A 23,434-nucleotide genomic window follows, 5' to 3' on the forward strand; every position below is an offset into this window, starting at 1 on the left:
TTCTTATCGGTGTTTTTGAAAGGTGGGATTATCAACGGTTTTCGAGGATATGTTCGAGTGTCACTGGGTCTACGAGTACCTGGCGTGGCTTGCCTCCCTGCGAGGGGCCTACGATTCCTGCGGCTTCCATCTGGTCCATGATCTTTCCGGCGCGGTTGTAGCCTATTGAGTAACGGCGCTGCAGCGATGAGGTCGATGCGGTGTCAGTCGATACCACCAGACGGGCACATTCATCGAACAGTGGGTCGCGGTCGCCGAGAGTTGCGCCGCAGATGTTGCCACCTTCGCCTTCCGGAGTATATTCAGGCAGTTCGTAGGGCGACTGGTAGCCAACCTGCGAACCGATGTTCTCGCAGATGGCACTCACTTCCGGGGTGTCTATGAAGGCACACTGCACTCGTTCGAGCTTGCCGTTGATGGAGAAGAGCATGTCGCCGCGGCCTATCAGCTGATTTGCACCGAGCTGGTCGAGAATAGTGCGGGAGTCATTGCCCTGGATCACACGGAAGGCTATACGTCCCGGAATGTTGAGCTTTATGCCACCGGTGATCACGTTGACCGTTGGACGCTGGGTTGCTATGATCAGGTGTATGCCTGCCGCACGGGCCACGGCAGCCAGACGCGACACTGGATTTTCAATTTCTTTGCCCTGACGGATGATCAGGTCTGCGAACTCGTCGATGATCAGCACAATGTAGGGGAGGAAACGGTGTTTCTCCGGATTGAGCTTGCGGGCAATGAATTTGTCGTTGTATTCCTTGATGTTTCGTGCTCCGGCCTGTTCGAGCAGCGAGAGGCGGTTGTCCATTTCGATACAGAGAGAGTTGAGCACGGTGACCACCTTTGACATATCGGTTATAATGGCGTCTTCGCCGGGGAGCGATGCGAGATAGTGGCGCTCCAGCTCGCGGTAGAGACTCAGTTCAACTCGCTTCGGGTCGATGAGCACGAATTTCAGTTCCGAAGGATGTTTTTTATAAAGAAGCGAAGTGATGATGGCGTTGAGGCCTACCGATTTACCCATACCGGTGGCGCCGGCCACGAGCAGGTGGGGCATTTTGGCGAGGTCGGCCATGAAAATGTCATTCGAGATAGTCTTGCCAAGTGCCATCGGAAGCTCCATTTTGGAGTTGCGGTAGACTTCGCTGTCAAGTACTGAACGCATCGAAACCACCTGAGGGTCTTTGTTAGGCACCTCGATGCCGATTGTGCCTTTGGCAGGTATAGGTGCGATGATGCGGACACCTTCGGCTGCAAGCTGCAGTTGCAGGTCATCGCCGAGACTTCTGATCGAGCGTGTGCGCACACCCTCGGCCGGAATGATCTCATATAGGGTCACTGTCGGGCCGATAGTGGCTTCGATCTTGGAAATTTCCACTCCGAAGGTGCGCAGAGTTTCTGTCAGGCGGCGCTTGTTGAACTCCATTTCCTGGATATCCACACTTGGGCCGTTGTCTTTCGCAGGACGCAGAAGATCTACGGAGGGGAAGCGGAAAAGAGAAAGTTCGGCGCGTGGATTGTAAGGCTCCGAGGCCAGAACCTCTTCTGCTGTGGCCGGGCGCACTGTAGTAGGCGCGAGCGGAGCCTGAAGAGCTGTCTGAGCAGATGGGTCTGAGTTTCCGTGCTGTTCTGTCTCATCATTAGAGTCATTGTCGCTGTCGGCAAACAGAGGAGTGTTGAAATCAGCCTCCTCTTCTTCTGCATTCTGCACGCTTGCGGTCTCTGTGCTGTCTGCGGGAGTTTCGTCGTCAGATTCAATGTCGTTGGAATCATCACGGCTGTAGCTGTCTGTTATGTCGCTGTCATCTCCGGCAAAAAGCGGGCGCAGCAGGCTGTCTTCACGGCTACCGGCTGACTGAAGATGGTCTGAGTCCGGGCCATTGTCCTCGAAATCGGTAACTTCGATCTCTGCAATCTCTTCATCGGTTTCTTCAATGATGTCGCCGCTGCTATTTCCGGGGTGATCCGGAGTGTGATTTTCAGCATGACTTTCCACGGCATTTTTTGTCATAGCCGGCTGCATGGCTGCCTGCCGCTGTGTTTCGGCTTCAACTGCTGCACGGCGCTGAGCCTCGGCTGCTTCAGCAGCTTTGCGCTCGGCTTCTTCGGCAGCTTCGCGGGCAAGGCGTTCGGCCTCTTCGGCCTCGCGTATGCGCTCACGTTCGGCGCGGCGCTGTGCCTGGCGCTCATTGTAGGCACGGATGCCCTGTGAAGCCACTCCGTAGATGCGCTTCAGTTCTGTCAGATAGAGGATGATGACAAGGCCGCCCATGATAATGCTTATGCCCAGTGCTCCCCAGATGCCGGTCAGGGTGATCAGGCGGTCGTTGAGCAGATGGCCGTGGCGTCCGCCCCAGTAGACTGGCGAGGCGAATTCATATGTCACCAGACCGCAGACAATCGAAAGTGCCACTGCTGTCAGCAGGCATCGCATGGTCAGCGGCCAGAATGACGGACGGTAGACGCGCAGCATTGACAGTCCGCAGGCGGCCAGATAGTAGATAAGCAGAAACGATCCTATTCCGAGCCAGTTGTAGAGAAGTGTATGGGCTATCCATGCTCCTGCCGGACCTCCGGCATTGCGTATCATAGTCGGGTCGAAATCGCCATTGAGCATCGCGCTTTGGTCTGACCCTATATTGGCGAAGTAGGAGATGGTGACTATCAGCATATAGCCGGCAAGGATAGTGAAGACCAGTCCGATGAACATCACGGTGCGTGAGTCGCGGATCAGTTGCAGCGTTTTTGCCACTCCGGCGCGCGGACGGCGACGGCTGACGGCTGTCTGCTCCGGGACAACGGTGGTTCCTGTCGTGGAGCCATAGCCGGGCTGATTACCCTGGGGGGCATAGGTTGTCTGTCGGGAAGGGGTGGCAGAGGCTGTCTGCCTGTTGTTGCCGGCATAAGGTGATTCGTCATAAGGTGATGCAGCTGGAGCATCGTCAGGCTGCGGGGTCGAGTCGCGGCGGTCGGAGCGATGTCCGTTGAGCATCTCTTCGGCATCGAAAGTTGTATCTGTGAACGAGGGTTCGTCAATCGGGGAGTATGATGTGGACATATATGTATAATCAGGGTGATCGCTTGGTCGAGATCGCTTATTGGAATTATCTTGAAATTATCGCTGTGTTTTGAGTAAGTGTGCTTTTGATGTGACAAAGCCTAAACAGATAGCAAAATTACAATTTTTATTTCACAAATTCAACTCGGCAATTTTTTTTGGAGTAAAAAAAGCAACCGCCCTCCCGAAGCCGGGAAAGCGGTTGCCGTTATTGGATCTTATATATGATATATAAGGTGCGGGATGCTTGTCTTATCGTTTTACGAACTTGAATGTGCGCATTGACTTGCCGTCTTCAACCACGAGGACGTAAACGCCTGCTTCAAGAGTGTCGATGATATCTTCGCGGTCAGAACCTACGGCTGTGCGGAGGATCATGCCGCTGAAGGCGTTGACCACAGTGTAACGGGCGTTGCCGCCGTTGGCGATGATGTCTTCGATCTCTGAGAGGCGGAGGAGGTTGAAGTGTTCCTCTACTTCTTCAGCCGAGAGTGCCTTGGGATATACGATGAATTCGTCAATGGCTCCGCCGAAAGTGCGGTGTCCGCTTTCGTCATCACCTCCGATGAAGATGAGTTCGCTTGCCGAGAAGTTGATACCTCCGGTTTTCACACCTGTGAGGGTTGCAGCTTCCTTACCGTCGATATAGAGGGTTGTTGTTTTTCCTGCAAAGTTGCGCACACAGGCAATGTGGTGCCAGTTACCGTCAAATACGTAATCGGCGTTTTCAATCTTGCAGTCTGATTTATCAGCATTGTCGTCAATTGAGAAGCTGAGGTAGCCGTTCTTGCGTTCGAGGCCGATCCAGTTGCCTGTGCCACCTTCCACGTTGGTGGTGTTGTGAGTGCCGATGCAGAAGAGATAGCCGTCATCGTCGGTTGATTTCACCCAGAGTTCGGCAGTGAAATCGCCTTCGCCTACGTTGATCGCATCATAGATGGGCTGGGTGAAGTATTCGGCATTGTCAAATTCAACTGCTCCGGCCTTCACGCCCTGAACGGATGCGATGCCTGCGGTTGCGGTGGCCTCACCGTGGGCGAGGTTGGGAGTTGTCTCGCCGATTTCGTCCATCGGGAAGTAGAGGATGTAGTCGCCGGCCTGTGATTCGTAGTGTTCCTTAACCTTGCTTGCGCTCATCACTCCGCGGTAGAGTGAGAGTTCGTCGAGTTTGCCGTTGTAGGAGTTGTCAAATGCGGTCACGTCGCCGATGATGAGGGGTTCGTCATCGCTGATGATCTCTCCGGTGGGATCATCGCCTGAGGCTACGAGTTCGCCGTCAACATAGAGATTGAGTAATTTGTTGACAACGTCGCGGGTGGCAACGATGTGATGCCACTCGCCGTCAAAATATTTGTCGGCGCCGGAGACTTCGATCTGCTTCTTGGTCACGTTGTCGTCAATAGCGAAGCGGAGTTCCTTTGTGCCCTTGTTGTCTTTGTATTCGATGCCATACCAGTTGCCGGAGCCGTTATTGGGAGAAATGACACCCTTGTTGAGCAGGTAGCAGTTTTTGTCAACAGCGGTAGAATTCATCCAGAGTTCAATGGTGAATGAGTTGCTGCCGAAGTCAATTAGGTCATAGCTTTCCTGAACGTAACGATTCAATCCGTTGAGGCTGAGAGCATTGCCGCGCTTGCCTTTTACGGCTTCGCCGTTCCCGCCGTTGGCGGTGGCGATTTCACCAAGGATTGAATTGGGGGTGGTTTCGCCTACTTTTTCGAATGGGTAGTGGGCCACGAGTTCGATCGAGGTGTTCATGCGCACCTTGATATTGCCGGTGATGGTTGCATTCTGGTCTTCTTCAGCACCGGTAGTGGTGATGGTGAATGTGAATTCGCCTTCGGCATTGGGTGTGCCTGAGATTGTGCCGGTGAGGGTGGCGGGGTCGAAGCTGTAGGTCATGCCTTCGGGGAGGCCTTCGATTTTTACGCCTGTGGCGCGGATCACGGTGAAGCCGATAGTCTGGATTTCATCGCCAAGATAGATCACCTGGTTGAGCGCGCCGCCGTTGACGGTGATTGCACCCACGGTGTTGAAGGCTTCCTCAAGGTTATAGCTGAGGTGGGGAGGCTGGTTGTAGCCGCAGTTCTGCCATGCTATGGCCACGCGATACTGACGGTCCTGCATCAGAGTGTTGACTCGGTAGTCGGTCGGGATGGTGGTTGAGAAAATGAGCAGATCGGATTCGGTTTCCTGATCGTGGAGAATGATTTCCTCGCGCCAGTCGCCGAAAAGGTCAGCCTGAAGATTGGGAGTGGCTTTGGTTCCGTTGGTGGAGCCTGCGTTTGAGTAGTCGGAGAATGCCCAACTTGCCGCTGTTCCGTTGAGGTTTTCACTGCGTTTCTCGATGATAGGATATGACTTGCCTGCACTGGAATTGTATTTTCCGTCAAAAAGTTCATCGAGCAGATCGCCGTCCCAGTAGATGCGGAAGTTTGACGAGGGAACTTTGCCGTCGATAGCGATCTCGCCTGTGCAGGTGAATGTCTTGTTGGCACGTGAAGTGTCCGAGCTATTTGCATACCATGCACTGGGCCATACTTCGTAGCCACGGAATTTGGATGAAATGTTCGCTGCGAGACCGCGGCCGATGTCGTGGGCTGACTGGGGATTGCCCCAAAGAATTTCGCCGGTGCGGGCATCGCGGAAAGTTGCATCCCACTTATAGGGAGATTTCTTTTCTTCGTGGACCATGAAGATTTCAAGGCCTTCGCGGTCGGGGTCCATGTCAGCGAGGTGGAGAGCATCGCCGTGGCCTGCACCTGTGCGCAATACTTTTACGCCGTCATGGTCAAGGATGGCAGATCCGTAGACAATTTCGTCAAAGCTGTCGCCGTCACAGTCGCCGATTGTCAGAGAGTGGGCGCCTTCGCCATAGAGGCCCTGGCCTGAAGTCTCTGATTTGTGGAGCCATTTTTCTGTGAGCTTCTGTCCGTCGAAGTTCACAGCCCAGACATAGGCGGCGGTGTAATAACCGCGGCAGAAGATGGCCGACGGAGTTTTGCCGTCAAGGTAGGCCACGCCTGCGAGGTAGCGTTCGCAGCGGTTGCCGTTGCTGTCGCCCCACTGGCTGTTTGTGCGGATTGTGCGTGGAGGATTATACTCGATGGTGTGAATTTCGGCTCCGGTCTCGCCGTTGAATACGGTAAGATATTCGGGACCGGCTACGACTATGCCGGCATGATCGTTCTTGTCTTTCTTTCCGTTGGACTTTGTGCGGTGATCGTCTGTCACTTTGGCATCGCCGAGAAGCACTGCTTTGCCCTGTCCGTCAATGGTACCGGGAGCTGTCTTGCAGATGAGTTCTGCCTTGCCATCGCCATTGAAGTCGTAGACCATGAACTGGGTGTAGTGGTTGCCTGAGCGGATGTTCTGGCCGAGGTCTATGCGCCAGAGCTGGGTGCCGTCGAGCTTGTAGCAGTCGAGGATGGTGTTACCGGTGTAGCGGTATTGGTCACCGTTGTCTGCCTGGTTGGTCGGGAACCATTTTACAATGAGTTCCCATTCGCCGTCGCCATCGACATCGCCTACGGAAACGTCGTCAGGAGTATAGGTATAGTTGCGCATCTCTCTATAGCCACCTTCGGGCGATGTGCCACCTTTGGGACGGTTCAGATGTACGCGCAGGAAATTTTCAGCCCAGGCAGCTACTTCCTTTGAGGTCTCGATGTCGGTGCCGTTGAGGATGGCTTTGACCTGATACTTTGCTCCGGGAGTTCCGGCGGGATCAGTGAAGTTAGTTACTTTGAGGGGAGTTTCGTTGATCTTGCTGCCGTCGCGGTAGACGTCAAAGAGCAGATCTTTCGAATCGCCGAGCAGCGAGCGCCATGAAACGAAGACGCCATTGTCGGCCTTTACGGCTATGACTCCGCGATCAAGCTTTTCGGCCTGGATCGTGTGGGAGTACTTGGACTGCTGCGCCGACATTCCGAGCGACATCAGCAGCGCCATGCACGATAAAAAAGTTTTTTTCATGCTAACAAGTTAAAGTAAAAAATTGATAAGTTTTCTGATATTATGGTTATTGAATAGTTGAACTGGTTCCGAAGTGCATGGACAGAAGCTTAGAGGAAGAGGGCCTTTCGCAGGATTCCGCCTCATGATGCCACTGCCGGTTAAGTTTTGATGGTATCAAGTGACAAAATTAATGATTTTTAGCCAAAAACGCAAATCCGGACGGCGGTGGCGAACAAATTTTGCATAACTTATGTTTATATTTCATAGACGTTCACGTCTGTTTTGTGGATAATTTAAGATAAATATATAATGAAAAAGATTGGTATATTTTACGGAACCACCACAGGTTCGACTCTCGAAGTCGCTGAAATGATAGCTCGCGAACTGAATGTATCTCCTCAGGATGTGCATGACGTGGCCCGGACGGCGCCGTCAGACGTAGCTGGCTATGATGTGATAATTCTTGGCGCGAGCACCTGGGGGGCAGGCGATCTTCAGGAGGATATGGCCGGTTTTCTCGATGGTCTGCAGTCGCTTGATCTTGAAGGCAAGGAAGTGGCGATTTTTGGCTGTGGCGATGAGTCGATGGCTGATACTTTCTGCAATTCGGTAGGGGAGATCTATCATCGTCTCCATGACACGAAGGCTATGTTCATAGCTCCTTTCAGCAATGATGGCTACCACTACGATCATTCCGCCAGTGATGTCAATGGTATGATAGTGGGACTTTGCATTGATAATGTCAATCATCCGGAAAAGACCGAGGCGCGTGTCAAGGCATGGTGCGAGGAAATCAAAAAGGAATGTGAGTGAGAACGGGATGGTCAAGAATGGACAAGGAGGTAAATAGCACGGAAAAGTGTTATAAAATGTGAAATTTGTTTGATCGTATCAATGTTTTTTCTTAAATTTGCACCTCAAAATGCAGAATAACGAAAAAATAAAAATATACGGCAATGAAAAGAACATTTCAACCTTCTAACAGAAAGAGAGTTAACAAGCATGGTTTCCGTGCCCGCATGTCTACCCCCGATGGACGCAAGGTCCTCGCCCGTCGTCGCGCCAAAGGCCGCGCTCGCCTGACCGTTTCTGACTCTATCGCCGGAAAGTAATCAGCTCTCACTTCTGAGAAAAACATAAGCCGGTCTCCACAAGGAGGCCGGCTTGTTTTGCATACAGGAATAGGGGCGGTGGTGTTACTCTAACAAATCAGCAGCAAAAACCGTAAAGGGTGGCAGCGGATTCAGAGGATAGCCTAAGCAAGATTCATGGGCCCCTGCAGGTGAGATTCAGACAGCGATGTCTCAAAGGCATTTAAGAAAGCTACGATCTCATCCGGAACGCTCCTTGTCGGATACCCGCCGCTCGTGGGGCCTTCCGTGGTGGTAAATCGGTGTCCTTCCGGACACCACATTTGCTTGAATGTCTTCCCCCCCGACACCTACGCGCTGAGCGCTACGGTGTCGGGGGCTACGAATAAAACGGTGTCCTTCCGGACACCCGCTGCCCGTGGAGCCGTTCGGAAAACGTATTGTCGGACTTGTCGTTGCCTGCGGATTTGTCCGGGTTACGCTGCGTTGAGGCCGGACGGTGATGTCAGACAGGACATCGATTTACTCGTAGCCCGTGACACCTGCGCACAGCGCGCAGGTGTCACGGGTCTGCGCCCCCCTACATGTGGAGTCCGGCAGGACACCGATTTACCGCTCCGGATGGAGTGCCCTCCTCTAAAGTCCACTTATAAAATAAAAGCCCGTGGCTTTTGCGCTTTTACGCAGTAACCACGGGCCTATGTGATTTCAGAGGACTTTGCAACACCCTCTGTTGCTCAGAAATCAGAATAGGTAAGCTGCTGTGATGGTCCAGTAGCGGTTTTTGCCTTCAATGCCGGCTTTGCCGTATTCGTCGTCAGTAGCGCGGACGGCTTTAGTGAGGCCGAGGCCGTAGCGGGCGTTGATGTCGATGTGGCTTAGGAAACGCAGACCGAAGCCGAAGTTAAGAGCCCAGTCAACCGAGCGGTTGCGGTAGGCATCGTGGATATTTTTGCGACTGGTGAGGAATGACACACTCGGACCAACACCGAGGTAGGGAACAACGACTTTGCTGATAAGCGGCAGCGAAAAGTTGTATCTAAAGTTCAGCGGCAGCTCGATGTAGCTACGGTTGTCCTTGGATATTTCCTGCTCGGCAAGAAATTTGGCATTGCGGCGGACATACATTGCTGAAAGGTCAGCTGAGATGCCGATGACGGGAATAGTGAATTCACCCATCACACCTGCGGTCCAGCCGGTCTGGTTGTCGGCATCGAGCACGCTTTTGTTGAAGTGCATGTCATTGACGGTAAGTCCAACTTTGGGTCCGAAACGGAACTGCGCGTCAGCAGTGAATGTGGTTGCGCTGACAATGAACGCAAGCACCAGCATGATTGCTTTGATAGATTTCATGAATTGTGATTGTGTGATAAATTAAATTGTATATGATTGGATCGCTGTAAAAAATATGGTATGCCATGAAACACATATATAGGACCTGCCTGGTGGTCAGGTCCTATATATGTGGATGTCGTATTTTTAGCCGGTCAGTTTTCAAATTCGATCAGAGGGGTGTCAGTAGCCACCTGGTCGTCTACGCTAACAAGTACTCGCTTGACTATGCCGCTGATTTCGGATTCAATATCGTTTTCCATCTTCATGGCCTCATAGACCAGCACGGTGTCTCCCGGCTTGACTTCCTGACCTGGTTTTACGTTGATTGAAACGACTCTGCCACTCATCGGGGCTGCGATCACCGGACCGGTGATGGGCTCGGCAGTTTCGGCGGGAGCTTCTTCGGCTGCGGGAGCCTTGACTGATTCTTCGGCTTCGAATTCTTCTTTGCGGCGTTTACGGAGGAATCCGTTGGCCACAGATGGCAGGAGTTCGAGCAAGAGATACTCTTCGGTGTTCGATGCGAGTTTGCGTCCGCCGAGTTCCGGAAGCTCTGGATTTTCAGGCTTGCGGTAGGCGCTGACGTCATAGGGCTTTTCTTCAGGGTTGCCGGTGATTTTCTCACGGAATGCGGGATCTATGGCCACCGGGGTTTTGCCGTATTCGCCTTTGACGAGTGAGATGAATTGGTTGGATTTGTTGGTATAGTCCGGCTTGCCGTTTTTGCGGTCGAGGGCCACAAGCACTGCCTGGCTGCCCACTATCTGGCTGGTGGGGGTGACGAGGGGGATCAGGCCGGCATCGCGGCGCACCATCGGGATAAGGCGCATGGCATCTTCAAGGAGATCTTCGCTCTGGAGCTGCTTGAGCTGGGCCACCATGTTGGAGTACATGCCACCGGGAACTTCTGCGGTCTTGACGAGCTCGTTGGGTTTGGGGAAGCCGAAGTAAGCTTCAATCTTGTGGCAGGCATCAAGGAGGGCTGCTTCGTCTTTGGCTTTGGCGAATTCGATGGCACTGTCGAAGAGGGCGAGGACTTCTGGGGGAAGTTTGTCGGTCAGCGGATCGAACGGACGCGGCATGTTGTCTTTGTTAAGATCGAACTGTGCGAGCTCTTTGCGGGCTTCGAGAAGTCCGGTGCGGATACGGCCCACGGCTTCCATATTGACTTCAACTTCGACTCCCATGCGCTGACAGAAGATCCAGATGAGTTCGATGGCAGGAGCTGCGGAGCCTCCGCCGAACCACCAGATGTTGGTGTCGAGTATGTCGACTCCGTTGATGATGGCCATGAGCGATGATGCCAGGCCGTAGCCGGGAGTGCAGTGGGTGTGGAAGTCAACGGGGACTTTGACTTCGCGTTTGAGGGCTGAGATTATTGATGCGGCCCGGAGGGGGTTGACCAGTCCGGCCATGTCTTTCAGTGTGATGATCTTTGCGCCGAGCGCTTCCATCTGCTTGGCTTTGCTGACGAAGTATTCGTCAGTGAAGATCGGAGTCGGGCCTTCTTCACGTGATCCGAACATTGCTTTGAGCTTGCCGAAGAAGCCTTCGGGTTTGGCGGGAGCTTCGGGCTTGGGATCGACGGTGTAGCATACGGCTCCATCGGCTATGCCGCCGAGTCGATTGATGAGGCGGATTGATTCCTTGACGTTGTCGATGTCATTGAGTGCATCGAATATGCGCATTACGTTCAGCCCGTTGGCTATCGCTTCCTTGTAGAAGCCTTCGAGTACCGAGTCGGGATAGGGCACGTAGCCGAAGAGGTTGCGGCCGCGAGAGAGGGCGGAGAGGAGCGCTTTGGGGTGGTCACTCTTTGAATCCATTGCCTCGGAGAAAGTGCGGAGACGCTGCCAGGGCGATTCGTCGAGGTAGCGCATCACAGAGTCGGGTACTGCACCGCCCCAGACTTCCATGATGTGGAAGCGGGCATCCTCATAGTAAGGAAGGAGGCGGTTGATGGTCTCCTGTTTCATGCGGGTCGCGAAGAGCGACTGCTGGCCGTCACGCAGTGTGAGGTCGCGGATCTGAAGTTTGGGTCGTGTCATAACTTTTGAGATAGTTGAACGAGTAGGTTTGACCGTAAGCCCGACTGCGATGGCGTGGAAGTGGGTCAGGGCGCCGAGGCTTGGTAGCTGCCGACAAATATAAGGGATTTAATCTTATTAAAGAAAAAAATCCGTAATTATTTTTTAATTGTTGTGAAAAAAGTGTCAAATATGCCTCACAGGAGTCTGTGGAGGGGCAAGCGGGATGGTGTTGCCAGTTGAAATTGCGTTGGGCGATCAAAGGTAGGGGTTGGCGGTCTTTTCGCGTCCGATAGTGGTTTCGCCTCCGTGGCCTGCGAGGACTACTGTCTCGTCAGGGAGTGAGAGGAGCCGGCGCCTGATGGAGTCTATGAGTGTGGCGTGGTCTCCTTTGGGTAGGTCGGTTCGGCCTATTGATCCTGGGAAGAGGGCATCGCCGGTGATGACGAAGCCTGATTCGGGACAATAGAGCGCTATCGAGCCTGGCGAGTGGCCGGGGACTGCGATGATTTCGATGGGTTCTTTGCCGAGGTAAATGGTGTCGCCGTCGTGGAGTTCGACGTCGAGATTCTGCGGGGCGAGTGGCAGGCGCATGCCGAAACGGGCTGCCTGTTCGGGGAGGGTGCGGGCAAGGAAATCATCGGCGGGATTAGCTTTGATTTCGAGTCCGTATTTCTCTTTTATATATGTGTTGCCGAATATGTGGTCGAGGTGGCTGTGGGTGTTGATCAGCTGTGTCGGCCGGAGGCTGTTGCGAGAGATGAAGCTGTCAAGGGCGTCTTTTTCGGCCTGATCGATCATTCCGGGGTCGACTATGGCGGCTTCAAGGCTTTCGGGGTCCCACATGACGTAGGTGTTGACTCCGAACATATTGAAAACGAAACGGCTTACTTTCATAGTTCTACGTAAATAAGGTCTTTGGTCTTGAAATAGTCTTCTGCAAACCAGTCGCTCAGGGGGATGTCGAGTATCGGTCGCTTGACGCGGCCGAGTTCGGGGGCAAGGTCTCCGCCTTTGAGGCAGACGAGCCCGTTGGGGATGCGGTTGCGCTGTTCAGACGAAATGTTGCGGCTGATGATTCTGACGAGTTCGTCGAGCTGCATGACGGCGCGGCTGATCACGTAGTCGGCTTTTAGTTTGCATTCGCCCATGTCGCCGTGCTGGAAGGTGACGTTGGTGAGCCCGATTTCAGATGCGATTTCAGATGCGACGCGGATTTTCTTGCCGATGCGGTCTATCAGGTGGAAGCGGCATCCTGGCCAGAGGATGGCGAGGGGTATGCCGGGGAAACCTCCGCCGGTGCCGAGGTCGATCAGCAGCGATCCGTCAACCGGGGTTATGAATCGGGCTATCGCCAGGGAGTGGAGTATATGATGTGTGTATAGATTGTCAATGTCTTTGCGGGATATGACATTGATTTTCTCGTTCCACTCAGGGTAGAGGCGCCCAAGGGCGGTGAAGCGTTCGATCTGCTCCGGAGTAAGATCTGGAAAATATTTGAGAATTTCGTCCATTTGGGTTGATGGGTCTGATAGCGGACCGGGGGTCGGGAACGGGTGTGGGTTCCTGCCGGTCAGTCTGTTTAACAATCGGAAGTCTTCAGGCGTTTATATCAGATGGAACTAATTGTCGCCTGATTATGCAAAATTAGGGGTAATTCGTGAAAAAATGGTTAAATTTGCACAAAATAATACTCCATATGCTCAAGATCGGAAAATATAACACTCTGCGGGTGGCCCGCAATGTTGATTTCGGTGCCTATCTTCAGGATGCCGACGGAAATGAGGTGCTGTTGCCCTCGCGCTATATCGTCAACCCGCTTCAGCCTGGCGATGACATAGAGGTGTTTGTGTATAAGGATTCCGAGGGTAGGCCTATCTGCACTACGGAACATCCGTTTGCTCAGGTGGGAGAGTTTGCCTATCTGCAGGTGAACGATGTCAATCAGACCGGTGCTTTCCTGGACTGGGGTATCATGAAAGATCTGCTTGTGCCATTCCGCGAACAGACGGTAAAGCTGTCGCGCGGAATGGTGGTGTTGGTTTATGTTTATCTTGATGATGCCACGAAAAGAGTTGTGGCTTCGGCGAAGATTGACAAGTTTCTTGGCAATACCTATCCGCGCTATAAGCTCGGCGGCCGGGTGAAGGCGCTGGTCTACAAGCGGACCGATCTGGGGTATAAGGCGATTGTCGATGACCTGTTTCACGGTATGATCTATGAAAACGAACTTTTTGCTCCGTTGGAAATCGGAGAGGCTATCACGGCATATGTGAAGCAGGTGAGAGATGACGGTAAGATTGACCTTGTACTGAGTGGCGGCAATGACGGCCGTGTCGATGCTCTTATGGAGCGGATACTGGGACGGCTGGCCAATGAACCTGATGGTTTTCTGCCTATTTCAGATTCGGCGGCTCCGGAAACTGTCAGAGCTACGTTTCAGTGTTCAAAGAAGGATTTCAAGAAGGCGATAGGCCATCTCTATCGTGAGCGCCGGATTGTGATAGCTGACGGCGGTATCAGGCTGGTCAAGGCGTGATTTCTTCAGTGTAAAAAACATTCGGGCATTACTCTGCATAAGGGGAATGTCCTGGTAAGAAAAGACAAGAGGAGTCTGCTTAATGAAAAGCGGGCTCCTCTTGCTTTTTTTGGTATTCTTTCTGTGCTTTGGTGCGCTTTTGTATTAGCGTGAGATTTCTTCGAGTTCCATTGAGGCGAGTTCCCAGAGTGACATGGCGTTTTCGAGTTGCTTGGTGGCTGTGGCGTGGCGGTCGTAGATGTCGGCCGGCGGGTTGCCTGCGGAGATGGCGGACTCGATGTCGGCTACTTCCTGTTCAAGGCGCGAGATTTCGGCTTCGGCTTCTTCGACTTTTTTGCGGGCTTTGCGGACGAGCTTTTCGTGTTCGCGCTGTTCGGCGTAGCTGAGCTTGCGCTGAGCTGGGGCGGTTGATGCCGGCGCATCACTGGAGGTATCGGCTTCTTTGGGCTTGGAAGCTGCCGGAGTTTTGTCGGCGACGGGGCGGATGGTGTTGCGTTCGAGCTCGGCGAGTGATGCGAGTTTTTTCTTTTCGAGGAATTCGTAGATGCCGCCGAGGCATTCGCGGACCTGACCGCCGCCGAATTCATAGACTTTCTCAACAAGGCCGTCAAGGAATTCGCGGTCGTGGCTGACTACGATGACTGTTCCGTTGAAGTCTTTGATAGCCTGCTTGAGAATGTCCTTGGTTTTCATGTCGAGGTGATTGGTGGGCTCATCGAGGATCAGCAGATTGACGGGCTCAAGCAGGAGACGGATCATGGCCAGTCGTGTCTTTTCACCGCCGGAAAGGACTTTGACTTTCTTGTCGGAAGCTTCGCCTCCGAACATGAAGGCGCCGAGGATGTCGCGGATCCTGGTGCGGATATCGCCGACGGCCACGCGGTCGATAGTGTCGAACACGGTGATTTCTCCGTCAAGCAGCGTGGCCTGGTTCTGGGCGAAGTAGCCGATCTTTACGTTGTGGCCGATTTTGAGGTTTCCGGTAAACGGTATCTCGCCCATGATACATTTGACAAGGGTTGATTTGCCTTCGCCGTTTTTGCCTACGAAGGCTACTTTCTCGCCGCGCTTTATGGTGAAAGTGGCGTGGTCAAAAACCTGATGGTTGCCATAGGCTTTGCCAACGTTGTCGGCGATGACGGGATAGTCACCGGATCGTGGAGCGGGAGGAAACTTGAGGTTGAGGCGGGAGGTGTCTACTTCGTCTACTTCGATGCGCTCGATTTTGGCAAGCTGTTTGATGCGGCTCTGAACCTGGACGCTCTTGGTGGCTTTGTAGCGGAAGCGTTCAATGAAGTCTTCGGTGTCCTGAATCATTTTCTGCTGGTTCTGATAGGCGCGCATCTGCTGATCGAGGCGCTCCTGCCGCAGGACGAGATATTTGGAGTAGTTGACGGAATAGTCGTAGATTTTGCCGAGTGAAATTTCAATTGTGCGGTTGGTGACGTTGTCGATGAAAGCGCGGTCGTGGCTGACGAGCACCACGGCTTTGGCTTTTGTGATGAGGAAATTTTCGAGCCACTGGATCGACTCGATGTCGAGGTGGTTGGTGGGTTCGTCAAGCAGGAGTACGTCGGGGCGGGCGAGGAGAATCTTGGCGAGTTCGATGCGCATGCGCCACCCGCCGGAAAATTCTGACGTGGGGCGCTGGAAGTCGCTGCGGAGGAAGCCGAGGCCGATGAGTGTCTTTTCGATTTCGGCTTCGAAGTTTTCGCTTTCTTCAATGGCGAGGCGGTCGGTCAGCGAGGTCATTGTCTCGATGAGCTCCTGATAGGCGTCAGATTCGTAGTCGGTGCGGGTGAGAAGTTCGTTGTTGATTTCATCGAGGCGTGCCCGCATTTTGTCGACGTGGCTGAAGGCGCTGCGGACTTCGTCAATGACGGAGGAGGTGTCGCTGACGTTGATGTGTTGCGGAAGATAGCCTACTGTGGTGTCGCGTGGCATGGCCACGTTGCCGGATGTAGGTTTCTGCAGCCCGGCTATGATTTTGAGCATTGTCGATTTGCCGGCTCCGTTTTTGCCGACAAGGGCGATGCGGTCTTTGGGGTTTATGATATAGGATATGTTGTCAAAGAGAGATTTTGCGCTGAATTCGACCGAGAGGCTGTTGATTGAAATGCTCATAGCGGATTGCGGGAGTATGATGGATGGGTTTTGAGTGATTTTGTTTTTCGGATTGCAAAATTACTCAGAATCCCGCAGACTGCCAAGAGTTTTGTAGGGGAGCATGGGGCGATGCCGATGGAGTGGAGTGTGAGGCCGGGTTGGTGGTGGTGGAGGAAGTCTGGGGGGCTACCGCATGAAAGGGTGGCCGTGGGCCGGATCCGGAATGAAGGATTCGTAGGTGCAGTCATCGTAATAGACCACAATGCCTGTGACTCGTTTCCCTTTTCCGGGAGTGAGTGTGATGGAGTCATCAGCGGAGTCAGCTCCGGTAGCTGGAGAAGAGAAGTCGGCGGATGGGCGGGCCGGTGGCTCGGCTGGATCTGCTGGAGTGGCAAATGTAAATGTCGTGTTGGGGGCTGGCGCGGATGTCGTAGCCACAGATTTTTCTGAAGAATTTTGCAAAGGTGTTTCATCGAAATCTAATCCGAAGTCAATTTGCTGGTTAATTGGCGATTGCTGGTGCGCAGATGCTGAAACCGGGCTAATTTGAGGCTCTGAGATTTCAATATTTCCGTTCGTCACCATATTTCCCTCGCCAAACATCAGCCATACGATGTTTAGATCGGGGTAGGCGCTGTGGATTTTGCTGATGATCTCATCGCTCACCTTCTTGTTGCGACCTGCAAGTAGTTGGCTGCCAGTGGGGCGAGGGATTCCGCATTCATCTGCAAACTGGGTTATGCTGATCTGACGGCTGTCGAGATAGTGTTTGAGTCTTGAAACGAGGTCCATAATGCAAATTCTTTAGAATTTTGAATTGTAATGCGATTGCAAATGTAATTATATAATTTTGAATATGCAAATTTAAGAATGAAAACTCTAAAATTTGAGAATTGAAATTAGATTGGTGTGGATTATCAATTGTAAAGTCAATTACCTTATGGCGAGTTTGCTATTGTAAATGCAAGATTTGAAGCAATGGTTTAGGGTTAAGCTGTAAAATTCTATATAATCGGGGAGTTATATGCGTATATGGATTTGAATTTAGTGATGGCCTGTAAGTGGCTGTGGGATGGCGTGATATATTAAAGCTTTGATTTGGATTATTTTTATAATATAGGTGATAATTAATTAGTTATTCTGAATGTTAATGCTTTATAATTTGCAATTGTGATGCGTAGATTTGAAATTCGGACAGATAGCAAATATGAATTAGGATTGCAAAAACAGATGATGTAAATATAAATTCAAGAATGTAAATGGATTGAATTTGCGATTTGAAAATTGAAATTGAGATGTCATAAATCATAATAAATGTAAATACAAAGAGCGACAATGCAAATGAGAATCTTACGTTTGGATTGCAAACTTGCATTTGCAATTTAGAATAGTGTATATTTAAGTTTGTAAACTCAAAATACTTGATCTAAGAACAGATTTTCAAAAATTGACGGCATCCATCTGATGCTCATTGTTATAACAAGTCACAAATATGAAAATACATACTGATTAACGATAATTAACCAATGATATTTGCTTTTTATATTCCCAATACAGTTATTATACCGCGTTATCTATTGATAACACTTCTCAACAAAGCGATATTTGCGCCGTATTACGATTCAGCCTCGAAATATTGAATTCTCATCCCTATTATTTGTCCGGGTTTCCCACTTTGCTCCTTATACACCTCTGTCTTGGGCTTCCGATGGTACAGTGTGTGAGTATTTTGTAATAAGTAACTTTGAGCATTGAAGATTTTAACAAACTTCAGCAATGTTGCTTACTGATTTTTTGAATTTTCGGAGTAATTTCAATAAATTTGCGCTCTGATAGCTCTTTTAATGATAAAAACGCTCTTAATATCTGCTCTCTCCATTTTGTTCATTGCCTGTAGTCATAGGGGTAATGTAGTGGATTTTGACTATATCGAGAAGGTGATTTCCGATTCGCCTGAAAGGGCGATCGTGATCCTCGACAGCATCGACCGGAGTTCTCTGACTGAGGCTGACCGCCATCTGGCCGATCTTCTGTCAATCGAAGCTCGCGACAAAGCCTACATAACCCATACCTCAGACAGCCTTGTGCTTGATGTGATGGATTACTATTCTTCACACAAGGATGACCGATTATATCCCTTGGCTCTCTATTATGGCGGTCGTGTTTACTCCGATCTTGGCGATTACCCGACGGCTCTTCGATATTTCCAGTCGGCGCTTGATGTCATTCCGGAGAATATGGATAATTTGGAATTAAAGTCTGCTGCTTTAAGCCAGACCGGCCGGCTGCTTGACAATCTCAAACTACACTCCGATGCAATTCCATATCTGGAGAAATCTATAGAGATAGGCAAACAGTCGGGAGATACGTTCAACCTTACATATGATTACAGCCTCCTGAGTCAAGTCAATATAAAGGTCGGTAATCTGCCAGCGGCACGTAAATACAATGCAGAGGCCATCAGGCTGGCAATAGGGCTGTCAGAAATTGAGCAGGCCGATATGGCTCTTGAGTTAGCTTCGATATTGCATCGTGAGCACAAAACTGACTCGGCCTTGATGGTCATCAGAGGATTGCCGGGCAAGGTAGACCCGCTTTGTAGGAACTATTCTCTTGCAATAGCCGCACAGATATATCTGGATGCCAACGTTCAAGATACCGCTTATATCTATGCCCGGCAACTTGCAATGAGCAACAGCCCCTACAAACGCACAGGATTCAAAATCATGTTTTCGCCAAAGCTCAAAAGCTTAGTCCCCAAAGATACCCTCCTTTTTTATCAACCGATATATGATCGTGCAATTGAAAATTATCTCGATACTTACGAGGCAAGCGAGGCTATTATTCAAAATTCCCAATACAACTATCAGCTCCATGTCCGTGAGAAGGAGAAAGCGGAAGCCGGGAAAAACAAACTTTATCTACTCGTCTGCATCATCTCTGTTCTTGCGGCTTTAGCTGTCATCGGCCTGCTTTGGCTGAGAATGCGCAATCTGCGGGAAATTGTGCGCCTGCAGATGACGCTTGACACTCTTAGGGATTTCCGCCAAAATCAGAATATGGAGCCTACGGGTTCTACTGTTAACACTCAACAGGAAATTCTGCGCAAAAAAATTCTTCATGAATTTAATTCGCCCAAACAAGTCGGCTGTAACTCACCAGTCGTGAAGGAGAGCATAATCCTTTCGGATATCTACCAACGGTTGGAGAATTTTATAGCGAAGAATAAGTCTATCCCTGATTCCGACGGTCTATGGGAGGAGCTGGCTCAGCTTATCGCGGTAGACTCTCCCGAATTTAGGACACGCCTTAACACCCTCACCAACTGCAAAATCACAGACTCCGAATTCCGGGTTGCGTTACTAATCCGCTGCGGGATCTCACCGTCAAGCATGGCAATCCTGCTCAACCGGACAAAAAGCACCATTTCATCGCGTCGTTCTATATTGAGCTATAAAATTTTCGGTTCGGGAAATAATATCAAACTGCTCAATCCACTAATCCTCTTTTTATAAACAGTTTACCTTTTGCTTAATCTAAATGGATTCAGTTCGAAAATAATTCGAATAATCCTCAGAATATAAAAATCGAATTATTTCCGTACTGATATTTTCGGAATGTTAATGTGGAACAATCTAATTTTGCATCAAAATTCATCAACACCATGAAACGTCTCTTACAACTCTTAATCCTATTTCTTTGCCCCTTATTTTATTCAGAAGTCAGGGCTGATGCCTATTGTATTACCGTAAATCTGACTCAACAAGAATCTATTGATGATCCATACAAACAGCCATCACCATCTAAAGGGCATAGGTCATTACCATCACCTATAGTCTGCGTAATTGATTTCTCAAAAGGCACAGTCCAGACCACACTGACTTCAGAAATCATATCTTATGAGATCTGGGATTCTGATGGAACAGCACTTGTGGCTCAATATATAGATGAACCCGATTTTGTCGGATTACTATGTGATGTCAGTGGTCTTTATCAGCTTAGATTTATAACCGAGTCGTACCAATATATAGGATATATTGAGTTGCCCGGAAAATAGAATCATAAATTCAGAGAAACAATTGACCGCTTATTTACGCTAAAACCCAACTGTTAAGCCATGAAGAAGTCAGTCATCCAGATAATATTGATGTTTCTTGCAAGCATTACCTTATGGTCTTGTGCATCTGAAACAGATGCTTATGCCAGGCTTGTATCCGAGTGGCAGGGACGGGAGATAGTGTTTCCTGATGTAATGACAGATGTTATTACAGGAGATACAATTGATCTGTCAGATGCAGATTTTACGATTCTCACATATGTTGACAGTACCGGTTGCACCGGTTGCAAGATGAAGTTACCGATTTGGAAAGAGTTTTTCAGTTCGTTGGACTCGATTGTCGGAGAGAGGGATTTCAATGCAGTAATTGTTGTCAATGCAAAATACAACCGCGAATTGGCCTATCTTATCCAACGCGATGATTATCCTTATCAAGTTGTTAATGATGTAAACGACTCTTTGCAGATACTTAATCAGTTTCCTGACGACATTATGCTCCGTACTTTCCTCTTGGATCGAAACAATCATGTTGTAGCTATTGGCAACCCCGCTTACAATGTAGGTATTGCAGAATTATACCGAGCCATTATTTCAGGAAGAAAGACATTCAATAAGGGCGGAACTCAGATAATTACTGTCGATGATTCAAAAAAAGAAATCGGAGAAGTCAGATTGGGAGAAGTTTTAACGGTCAATTATGCGCTTAAGAATGAAAGTATGGACACCGTGTTTGTCAGAGATGTCATTTCATCATGTCATTGTACGGAAGCTATCATTTCAGATAGCGTCATTCCTCCAAATGATACTTTGCCGATCCAGATTAAATTCCATGAAGATTCTATTACCGGCATATTCAGGCGGAATGTGTACATATATTATCACGGATTTGAAAACCCGACAGTACTGGAAGTCTCAGGATCTGTCATCAATTAAATTTTATTCAATTTTATAAAGATTTACTCATGAAAAAGATCTTTTTAGCCTCATTCGTAGTCTTAGCAGCCATAAGTTCGTGCTATGGCTTTTTCCATCAGTCTCAGAATCCAGTATTGAACAATGCATTGACTCTCACAAATGTTGAAGCGTTGTCAAACAGCGAGATTATAGTCGGTTGGGATAGATGTTGTGCCCCTGGTGGAGATGGATGCTGTCCTGGCCCACATTATTGGTTGCCGAATGATCGGATATGCTAAAAACGTTTCTGATGGATGGAATAGGTGAATCTCACACTTATTCCATCCATTCGATCGTCAACCATGAAACAAATAACATAAGTAACTTTTCAAAATTAAACGATATAATGTACATAAGTAGCTCCTACGGATGATCTTTCATACTCTCTGCGGTTTTATTCCGGCCGAAATTAAGCTCTTTATCGGTCGTTTATATCTATAAACTCCCTCTTCAGTCCTCGATCCCGGACTCTGAATAAATCCCGCATATAGTATAAATTAATTTTTCCAAAGCTACTTAATAAAATATATTTCAAAGTTATGAGACGTTTTATTTTTATTACATTGTTTTTTATGTCGCAGTTCGCTGTATATACGGCTAAAGCAGAATCCGAGATAATAGCCGACAGTGTAAAAGTGTCTTTATTGCGTGGTTTCCCGGCTGTCAAGATAACAAAAATAGACATCGGGACAGTCCATGTCGGAGAGAAGGTGGAGACCGGCTGTGCCCTGCATAATCAATCTAACCGGAAACTGGAAATTGAAAAACTTGTAGTTTCTGATCCGGGAATGAAATTTGCAACTTCACGACCGTGGATGATGCCGGAATGGAAGATCAGTCTTGAAGGATACCTTAAATTTAAAGCTCCTATAGGGAAATTCCGTGGCACGATAAAGGTGTATTATAAAGGGGTGAAGAAACCTACTATTGCTGTAATTGAAGGTAATGTTGTAAAATGATGTTGAAAAAATGAGATTTTTTAATAAGATTTTGCTGATAGTATTGCCCGTGCTTGCCGTATCTTGCGGGCATTCAGGAGATAATTCTCTTGATAAGGATGTGGACATATCACAAAATGTGATTCCATTTGAACTTGATACAATTTCGGTAGGTAATGGAGCCGGCATATACTCATTTGGCTCCATGATTGTTGTTGTGGATGGACATGCCAAGGACAGGATTCTGACAATCATTGATCTTCCTTCGCTGAAAGTCAAAGGGCAAATAGCACAATTCGGCCCCGGACCGGATGAAATAACGGTTCCTGGAGCTGTTTTTATTGACAATAGCGGAAAATCTATTTCCATATTCGATTATGGACAATTGAAAATTGCCACCTATGACATCGACAGTGCATTGGTTAAAGCCGATTATAGTCCTTCGATAAAGGCTGATTTCAATAATCGGCAATTTCCAGACCGCTATGTCCATGTCAATGATTCAATCGGTTTTGCAAGGTCAATCACTATGGATCCCAAAAGCAGAGGATATTCCCAGGGCCTTTGCAAATATAACATAACAACGGGCGAATTAACAGAAATTTCCGATCCGGAGCGTATGGCCGGGCTGAAGTCATTATTTGGTATCTCATTAGCCGACAGCATTATTGCCGAGGGCGCTACCAATAATGATATTCTGAACATATATAATTTTAAAGGTGAATTGCTTCATAAAACTGAAGGACCGGATTACTCATCTGAGGTAATGAAAGACAAAGTGTTTTTCAGAGAGATAGAAGTGATACCGCATTATATTCTGGCCTCCTATTCAGGGCGGGAGGGGGAAAATGCCTACAGTGCCGACAGGATCAGAGTGTACAAGCATGACGGCAGTTATGTCAAAACGCTAATTGTCGGAAAAAACATAACAGACATGGCATATAACCAAGCGTCAAACAGGCTGTTCTGCATATTCAACGACGAAAACATTCAGTTTGGGTATATCGAGCTGGATGATATCCTATAGGATGATAAGTAAGGCTAATTAATATGAGTGAATAAAAAATCAACCCTACCACTCATCGTGTTTATTCGCACCTTGATTCTTCAGTCATGTAAGAATCAAGGTGCAGTAAACAACGGTGGTGCTCCAGTGGTCAATATTTATTCCGGCAATAAGGAATTGACGCATGAAAAAAGCAGCTTGCATCTGATATCACGGAAGATATAAACCTGCTGATAATGAAGTGGAAGCTCAAGAATGCTTTGACAGGCAATGACATTATAATCTAATAAAACATCTGTCGCTGATACAAAATATCTATTCACGTATATAGAAGAAACTGATGAAGAATATGCTTATGCAATAGTG

17 protein-coding genes are annotated in these 23,434 nt (G+C 49.3%); 9 read left to right on the forward strand and 8 right to left on the reverse strand.

Annotated elements, in window-relative coordinates; translation table 11 throughout:
• Window positions 1-31: 31 nt before the first annotated feature.
• Both C5O23_RS00650 and C5O23_RS00655 read right to left on the reverse strand, forming a co-directional pair.
• Entirely contained in the window at window positions 32-3,058 is a 3,027-nt protein-coding gene (locus C5O23_RS00650) for an FtsK/SpoIIIE family DNA translocase (RefSeq protein WP_161553522.1), read from the reverse strand.
• A gap of 252 nt (window positions 3,059-3,310) precedes the next feature.
• A complete protein-coding gene (locus C5O23_RS00655) occupies window positions 3,311-7,033 on the reverse strand; it encodes a rhamnogalacturonan lyase family protein (RefSeq protein WP_107031017.1) in 3,723 nt (1,240 codons plus the stop codon).
• A 291-nt stretch (window positions 7,034-7,324) separates the two neighbouring features.
• Between C5O23_RS00655 and C5O23_RS00660 the strand changes: the two genes are divergently transcribed.
• Both C5O23_RS00660 and rpmH read left to right on the forward strand, forming a co-directional pair.
• Entirely contained in the window at window positions 7,325-7,828 is a 504-nt protein-coding gene (locus tag C5O23_RS00660) for a flavodoxin (RefSeq protein WP_107031018.1), read from the forward strand.
• 143 nt (window positions 7,829-7,971) lie between these two features.
• Window positions 7,972-8,127, forward strand: a complete 156-nt coding sequence (gene rpmH / locus C5O23_RS00665; RefSeq protein WP_107031019.1) for a 50S ribosomal protein L34 — start codon at window positions 7,972-7,974, stop codon at window positions 8,125-8,127.
• 723 nt (window positions 8,128-8,850) lie between these two features.
• On the opposite strand, the gene C5O23_RS00670 is transcribed toward rpmH, so the two are convergent.
• The 4 genes from C5O23_RS00670 to rsmG all read right to left on the reverse strand — a co-directional run bounded on the left by C5O23_RS00670 (window position 8,851) and on the right by rsmG (window position 12,982).
• Window positions 8,851-9,459 carry a porin family protein gene (locus C5O23_RS00670; RefSeq protein ID WP_107031020.1) on the reverse strand — a complete coding sequence of 203 codons (609 nt, stop codon included), beginning with the start codon at window positions 9,457-9,459 and terminating at the stop codon, window positions 8,851-8,853.
• 134 nt (window positions 9,460-9,593) lie between these two features.
• Window positions 9,594-11,489 (reverse strand): biotin/lipoyl-containing protein, encoded by a 1,896-nt coding sequence (locus C5O23_RS00675; RefSeq protein ID WP_107031021.1) that lies wholly within the window; start codon window positions 11,487-11,489, stop codon window positions 9,594-9,596.
• A 237-nt stretch (window positions 11,490-11,726) separates the two neighbouring features.
• Window positions 11,727-12,365 carry an MBL fold metallo-hydrolase gene (locus tag C5O23_RS00680; protein WP_107031022.1) on the reverse strand — a complete coding sequence of 213 codons (639 nt, stop codon included), beginning with the start codon at window positions 12,363-12,365 and terminating at the stop codon, window positions 11,727-11,729.
• Complete coding sequence (gene rsmG / locus C5O23_RS00685; RefSeq protein WP_107031023.1) at window positions 12,362-12,982, reverse strand: 16S rRNA (guanine(527)-N(7))-methyltransferase RsmG; 621 nt, start codon at window positions 12,980-12,982, stop codon at window positions 12,362-12,364. The genes C5O23_RS00680 and rsmG overlap by 4 nt, the downstream gene beginning before the upstream one ends.
• A 185-nt stretch (window positions 12,983-13,167) precedes the next feature.
• On the opposite strand from rsmG, the gene C5O23_RS00690 reads away from it, so the two are divergent.
• Entirely contained in the window at window positions 13,168-14,007 is an 840-nt protein-coding gene (locus C5O23_RS00690) for a CvfB family protein (RefSeq protein ID WP_107031024.1), read from the forward strand.
• Between the two features lie 144 nt (window positions 14,008-14,151).
• Here the strand turns inward: C5O23_RS00690 and C5O23_RS00695 are convergent, their stop codons facing one another.
• Complete coding sequence (locus tag C5O23_RS00695) at window positions 14,152-16,131, reverse strand: ABC-F family ATP-binding cassette domain-containing protein (RefSeq protein WP_107031025.1); 1,980 nt, start codon at window positions 16,129-16,131, stop codon at window positions 14,152-14,154.
• Between the two features lie 168 nt (window positions 16,132-16,299).
• Window positions 16,300-16,905, reverse strand: coding sequence for a helix-turn-helix domain-containing protein (locus tag C5O23_RS00700; RefSeq protein ID WP_107031026.1), 606 nt, complete (start codon window positions 16,903-16,905; stop codon window positions 16,300-16,302).
• A 1,121-nt stretch (window positions 16,906-18,026) separates the two neighbouring features.
• Here C5O23_RS00700 and C5O23_RS00705 point away from each other — a divergent pair.
• The 6 genes from C5O23_RS00705 to C5O23_RS00730 all read left to right on the forward strand — a co-directional run bounded on the left by C5O23_RS00705 (window position 18,027) and on the right by C5O23_RS00730 (window position 23,089).
• Window positions 18,027-19,628 (forward strand): tetratricopeptide repeat protein, encoded by a 1,602-nt coding sequence (locus tag C5O23_RS00705; RefSeq protein ID WP_133166478.1) that lies wholly within the window; start codon window positions 18,027-18,029, stop codon window positions 19,626-19,628.
• 149 nt (window positions 19,629-19,777) lie between these two features.
• A complete protein-coding gene (locus C5O23_RS00710; RefSeq protein WP_107031028.1) occupies window positions 19,778-20,170 on the forward strand; it encodes a hypothetical protein in 393 nt (130 codons plus the stop codon).
• 60 nt (window positions 20,171-20,230) lie between these two features.
• Window positions 20,231-21,103 carry a DUF1573 domain-containing protein gene (locus C5O23_RS00715; protein WP_107031029.1) on the forward strand — a complete coding sequence of 291 codons (873 nt, stop codon included), beginning with the start codon at window positions 20,231-20,233 and terminating at the stop codon, window positions 21,101-21,103.
• A gap of 29 nt (window positions 21,104-21,132) precedes the next feature.
• Window positions 21,133-21,363: an NVEALA domain-containing protein gene (locus C5O23_RS14625; protein ID WP_107031030.1), complete on the forward strand. Its 231-nt coding sequence runs from the start codon at window positions 21,133-21,135 to the stop codon at window positions 21,361-21,363.
• Window positions 21,364-21,663: 300 nt separating this feature from the next.
• The gene (locus C5O23_RS00725; protein ID WP_107031031.1) at window positions 21,664-22,083 is read left to right on the forward strand and encodes a DUF1573 domain-containing protein; all 420 of its coding nucleotides are present in this window, start codon (window positions 21,664-21,666) and stop codon (window positions 22,081-22,083) included.
• Between the two features lie 10 nt (window positions 22,084-22,093).
• Window positions 22,094-23,089 (forward strand): 6-bladed beta-propeller, encoded by a 996-nt coding sequence (locus C5O23_RS00730; RefSeq protein WP_107031032.1) that lies wholly within the window; start codon window positions 22,094-22,096, stop codon window positions 23,087-23,089.
• Window positions 23,090-23,434: the final 345 nt, after the last annotated feature.

Source organism: Duncaniella muris (assembly GCF_003024805.1).
Taxonomy (GTDB): domain Bacteria; phylum Bacteroidota; class Bacteroidia; order Bacteroidales; family Muribaculaceae; genus Duncaniella; species Duncaniella muris.

What these genes read in the sequence shown, in the direction of transcription:
- C5O23_RS00680 (WP_107031022.1), bottom strand. Translation starts at nt 12,365, where the DNA reads ATGAAAGTAAGCCGTTTCGTTTTCAATATGTTCGGAGTCAACACCTAC.
- C5O23_RS00710 (WP_107031028.1), top strand. Translation starts at nt 19,778, where the DNA reads ATGAAACGTCTCTTACAACTCTTAATCCTATTTCTTTGCCCCTTATTT.
- C5O23_RS00725 (WP_107031031.1), top strand. Translation starts at nt 21,664, where the DNA reads ATGAGACGTTTTATTTTTATTACATTGTTTTTTATGTCGCAGTTCGCT.
- C5O23_RS00730 (WP_107031032.1), top strand. Translation starts at nt 22,094, where the DNA reads ATGAGATTTTTTAATAAGATTTTGCTGATAGTATTGCCCGTGCTTGCC.
- C5O23_RS00655 (WP_107031017.1), bottom strand. Translation starts at nt 7,033, where the DNA reads ATGAAAAAAACTTTTTTATCGTGCATGGCGCTGCTGATGTCGCTCGGA.
- rpmH (WP_107031019.1), top strand. Translation starts at nt 7,972, where the DNA reads ATGAAAAGAACATTTCAACCTTCTAACAGAAAGAGAGTTAACAAGCAT.
- C5O23_RS00695 (WP_107031025.1), bottom strand. Translation starts at nt 16,131, where the DNA reads ATGAGCATTTCAATCAACAGCCTCTCGGTCGAATTCAGCGCAAAATCT.
- C5O23_RS00690 (WP_107031024.1), top strand. Translation starts at nt 13,168, where the DNA reads ATGCTCAAGATCGGAAAATATAACACTCTGCGGGTGGCCCGCAATGTT.
- C5O23_RS14625 (WP_107031030.1), top strand. Translation starts at nt 21,133, where the DNA reads ATGAAAAAGATCTTTTTAGCCTCATTCGTAGTCTTAGCAGCCATAAGT.
- C5O23_RS00670 (WP_107031020.1), bottom strand. Translation starts at nt 9,459, where the DNA reads ATGAAATCTATCAAAGCAATCATGCTGGTGCTTGCGTTCATTGTCAGC.
- C5O23_RS00650 (WP_161553522.1), bottom strand. Translation starts at nt 3,058, where the DNA reads ATGTCCACATCATACTCCCCGATTGACGAACCCTCGTTCACAGATACA.
- C5O23_RS00700 (WP_107031026.1), bottom strand. Translation starts at nt 16,905, where the DNA reads ATGGACCTCGTTTCAAGACTCAAACACTATCTCGACAGCCGTCAGATC.
- rsmG (WP_107031023.1), bottom strand. Translation starts at nt 12,982, where the DNA reads ATGGACGAAATTCTCAAATATTTTCCAGATCTTACTCCGGAGCAGATC.
- C5O23_RS00675 (WP_107031021.1), bottom strand. Translation starts at nt 11,489, where the DNA reads ATGACACGACCCAAACTTCAGATCCGCGACCTCACACTGCGTGACGGC.
- C5O23_RS00715 (WP_107031029.1), top strand. Translation starts at nt 20,231, where the DNA reads ATGAAGAAGTCAGTCATCCAGATAATATTGATGTTTCTTGCAAGCATT.
- C5O23_RS00660 (WP_107031018.1), top strand. Translation starts at nt 7,325, where the DNA reads ATGAAAAAGATTGGTATATTTTACGGAACCACCACAGGTTCGACTCTC.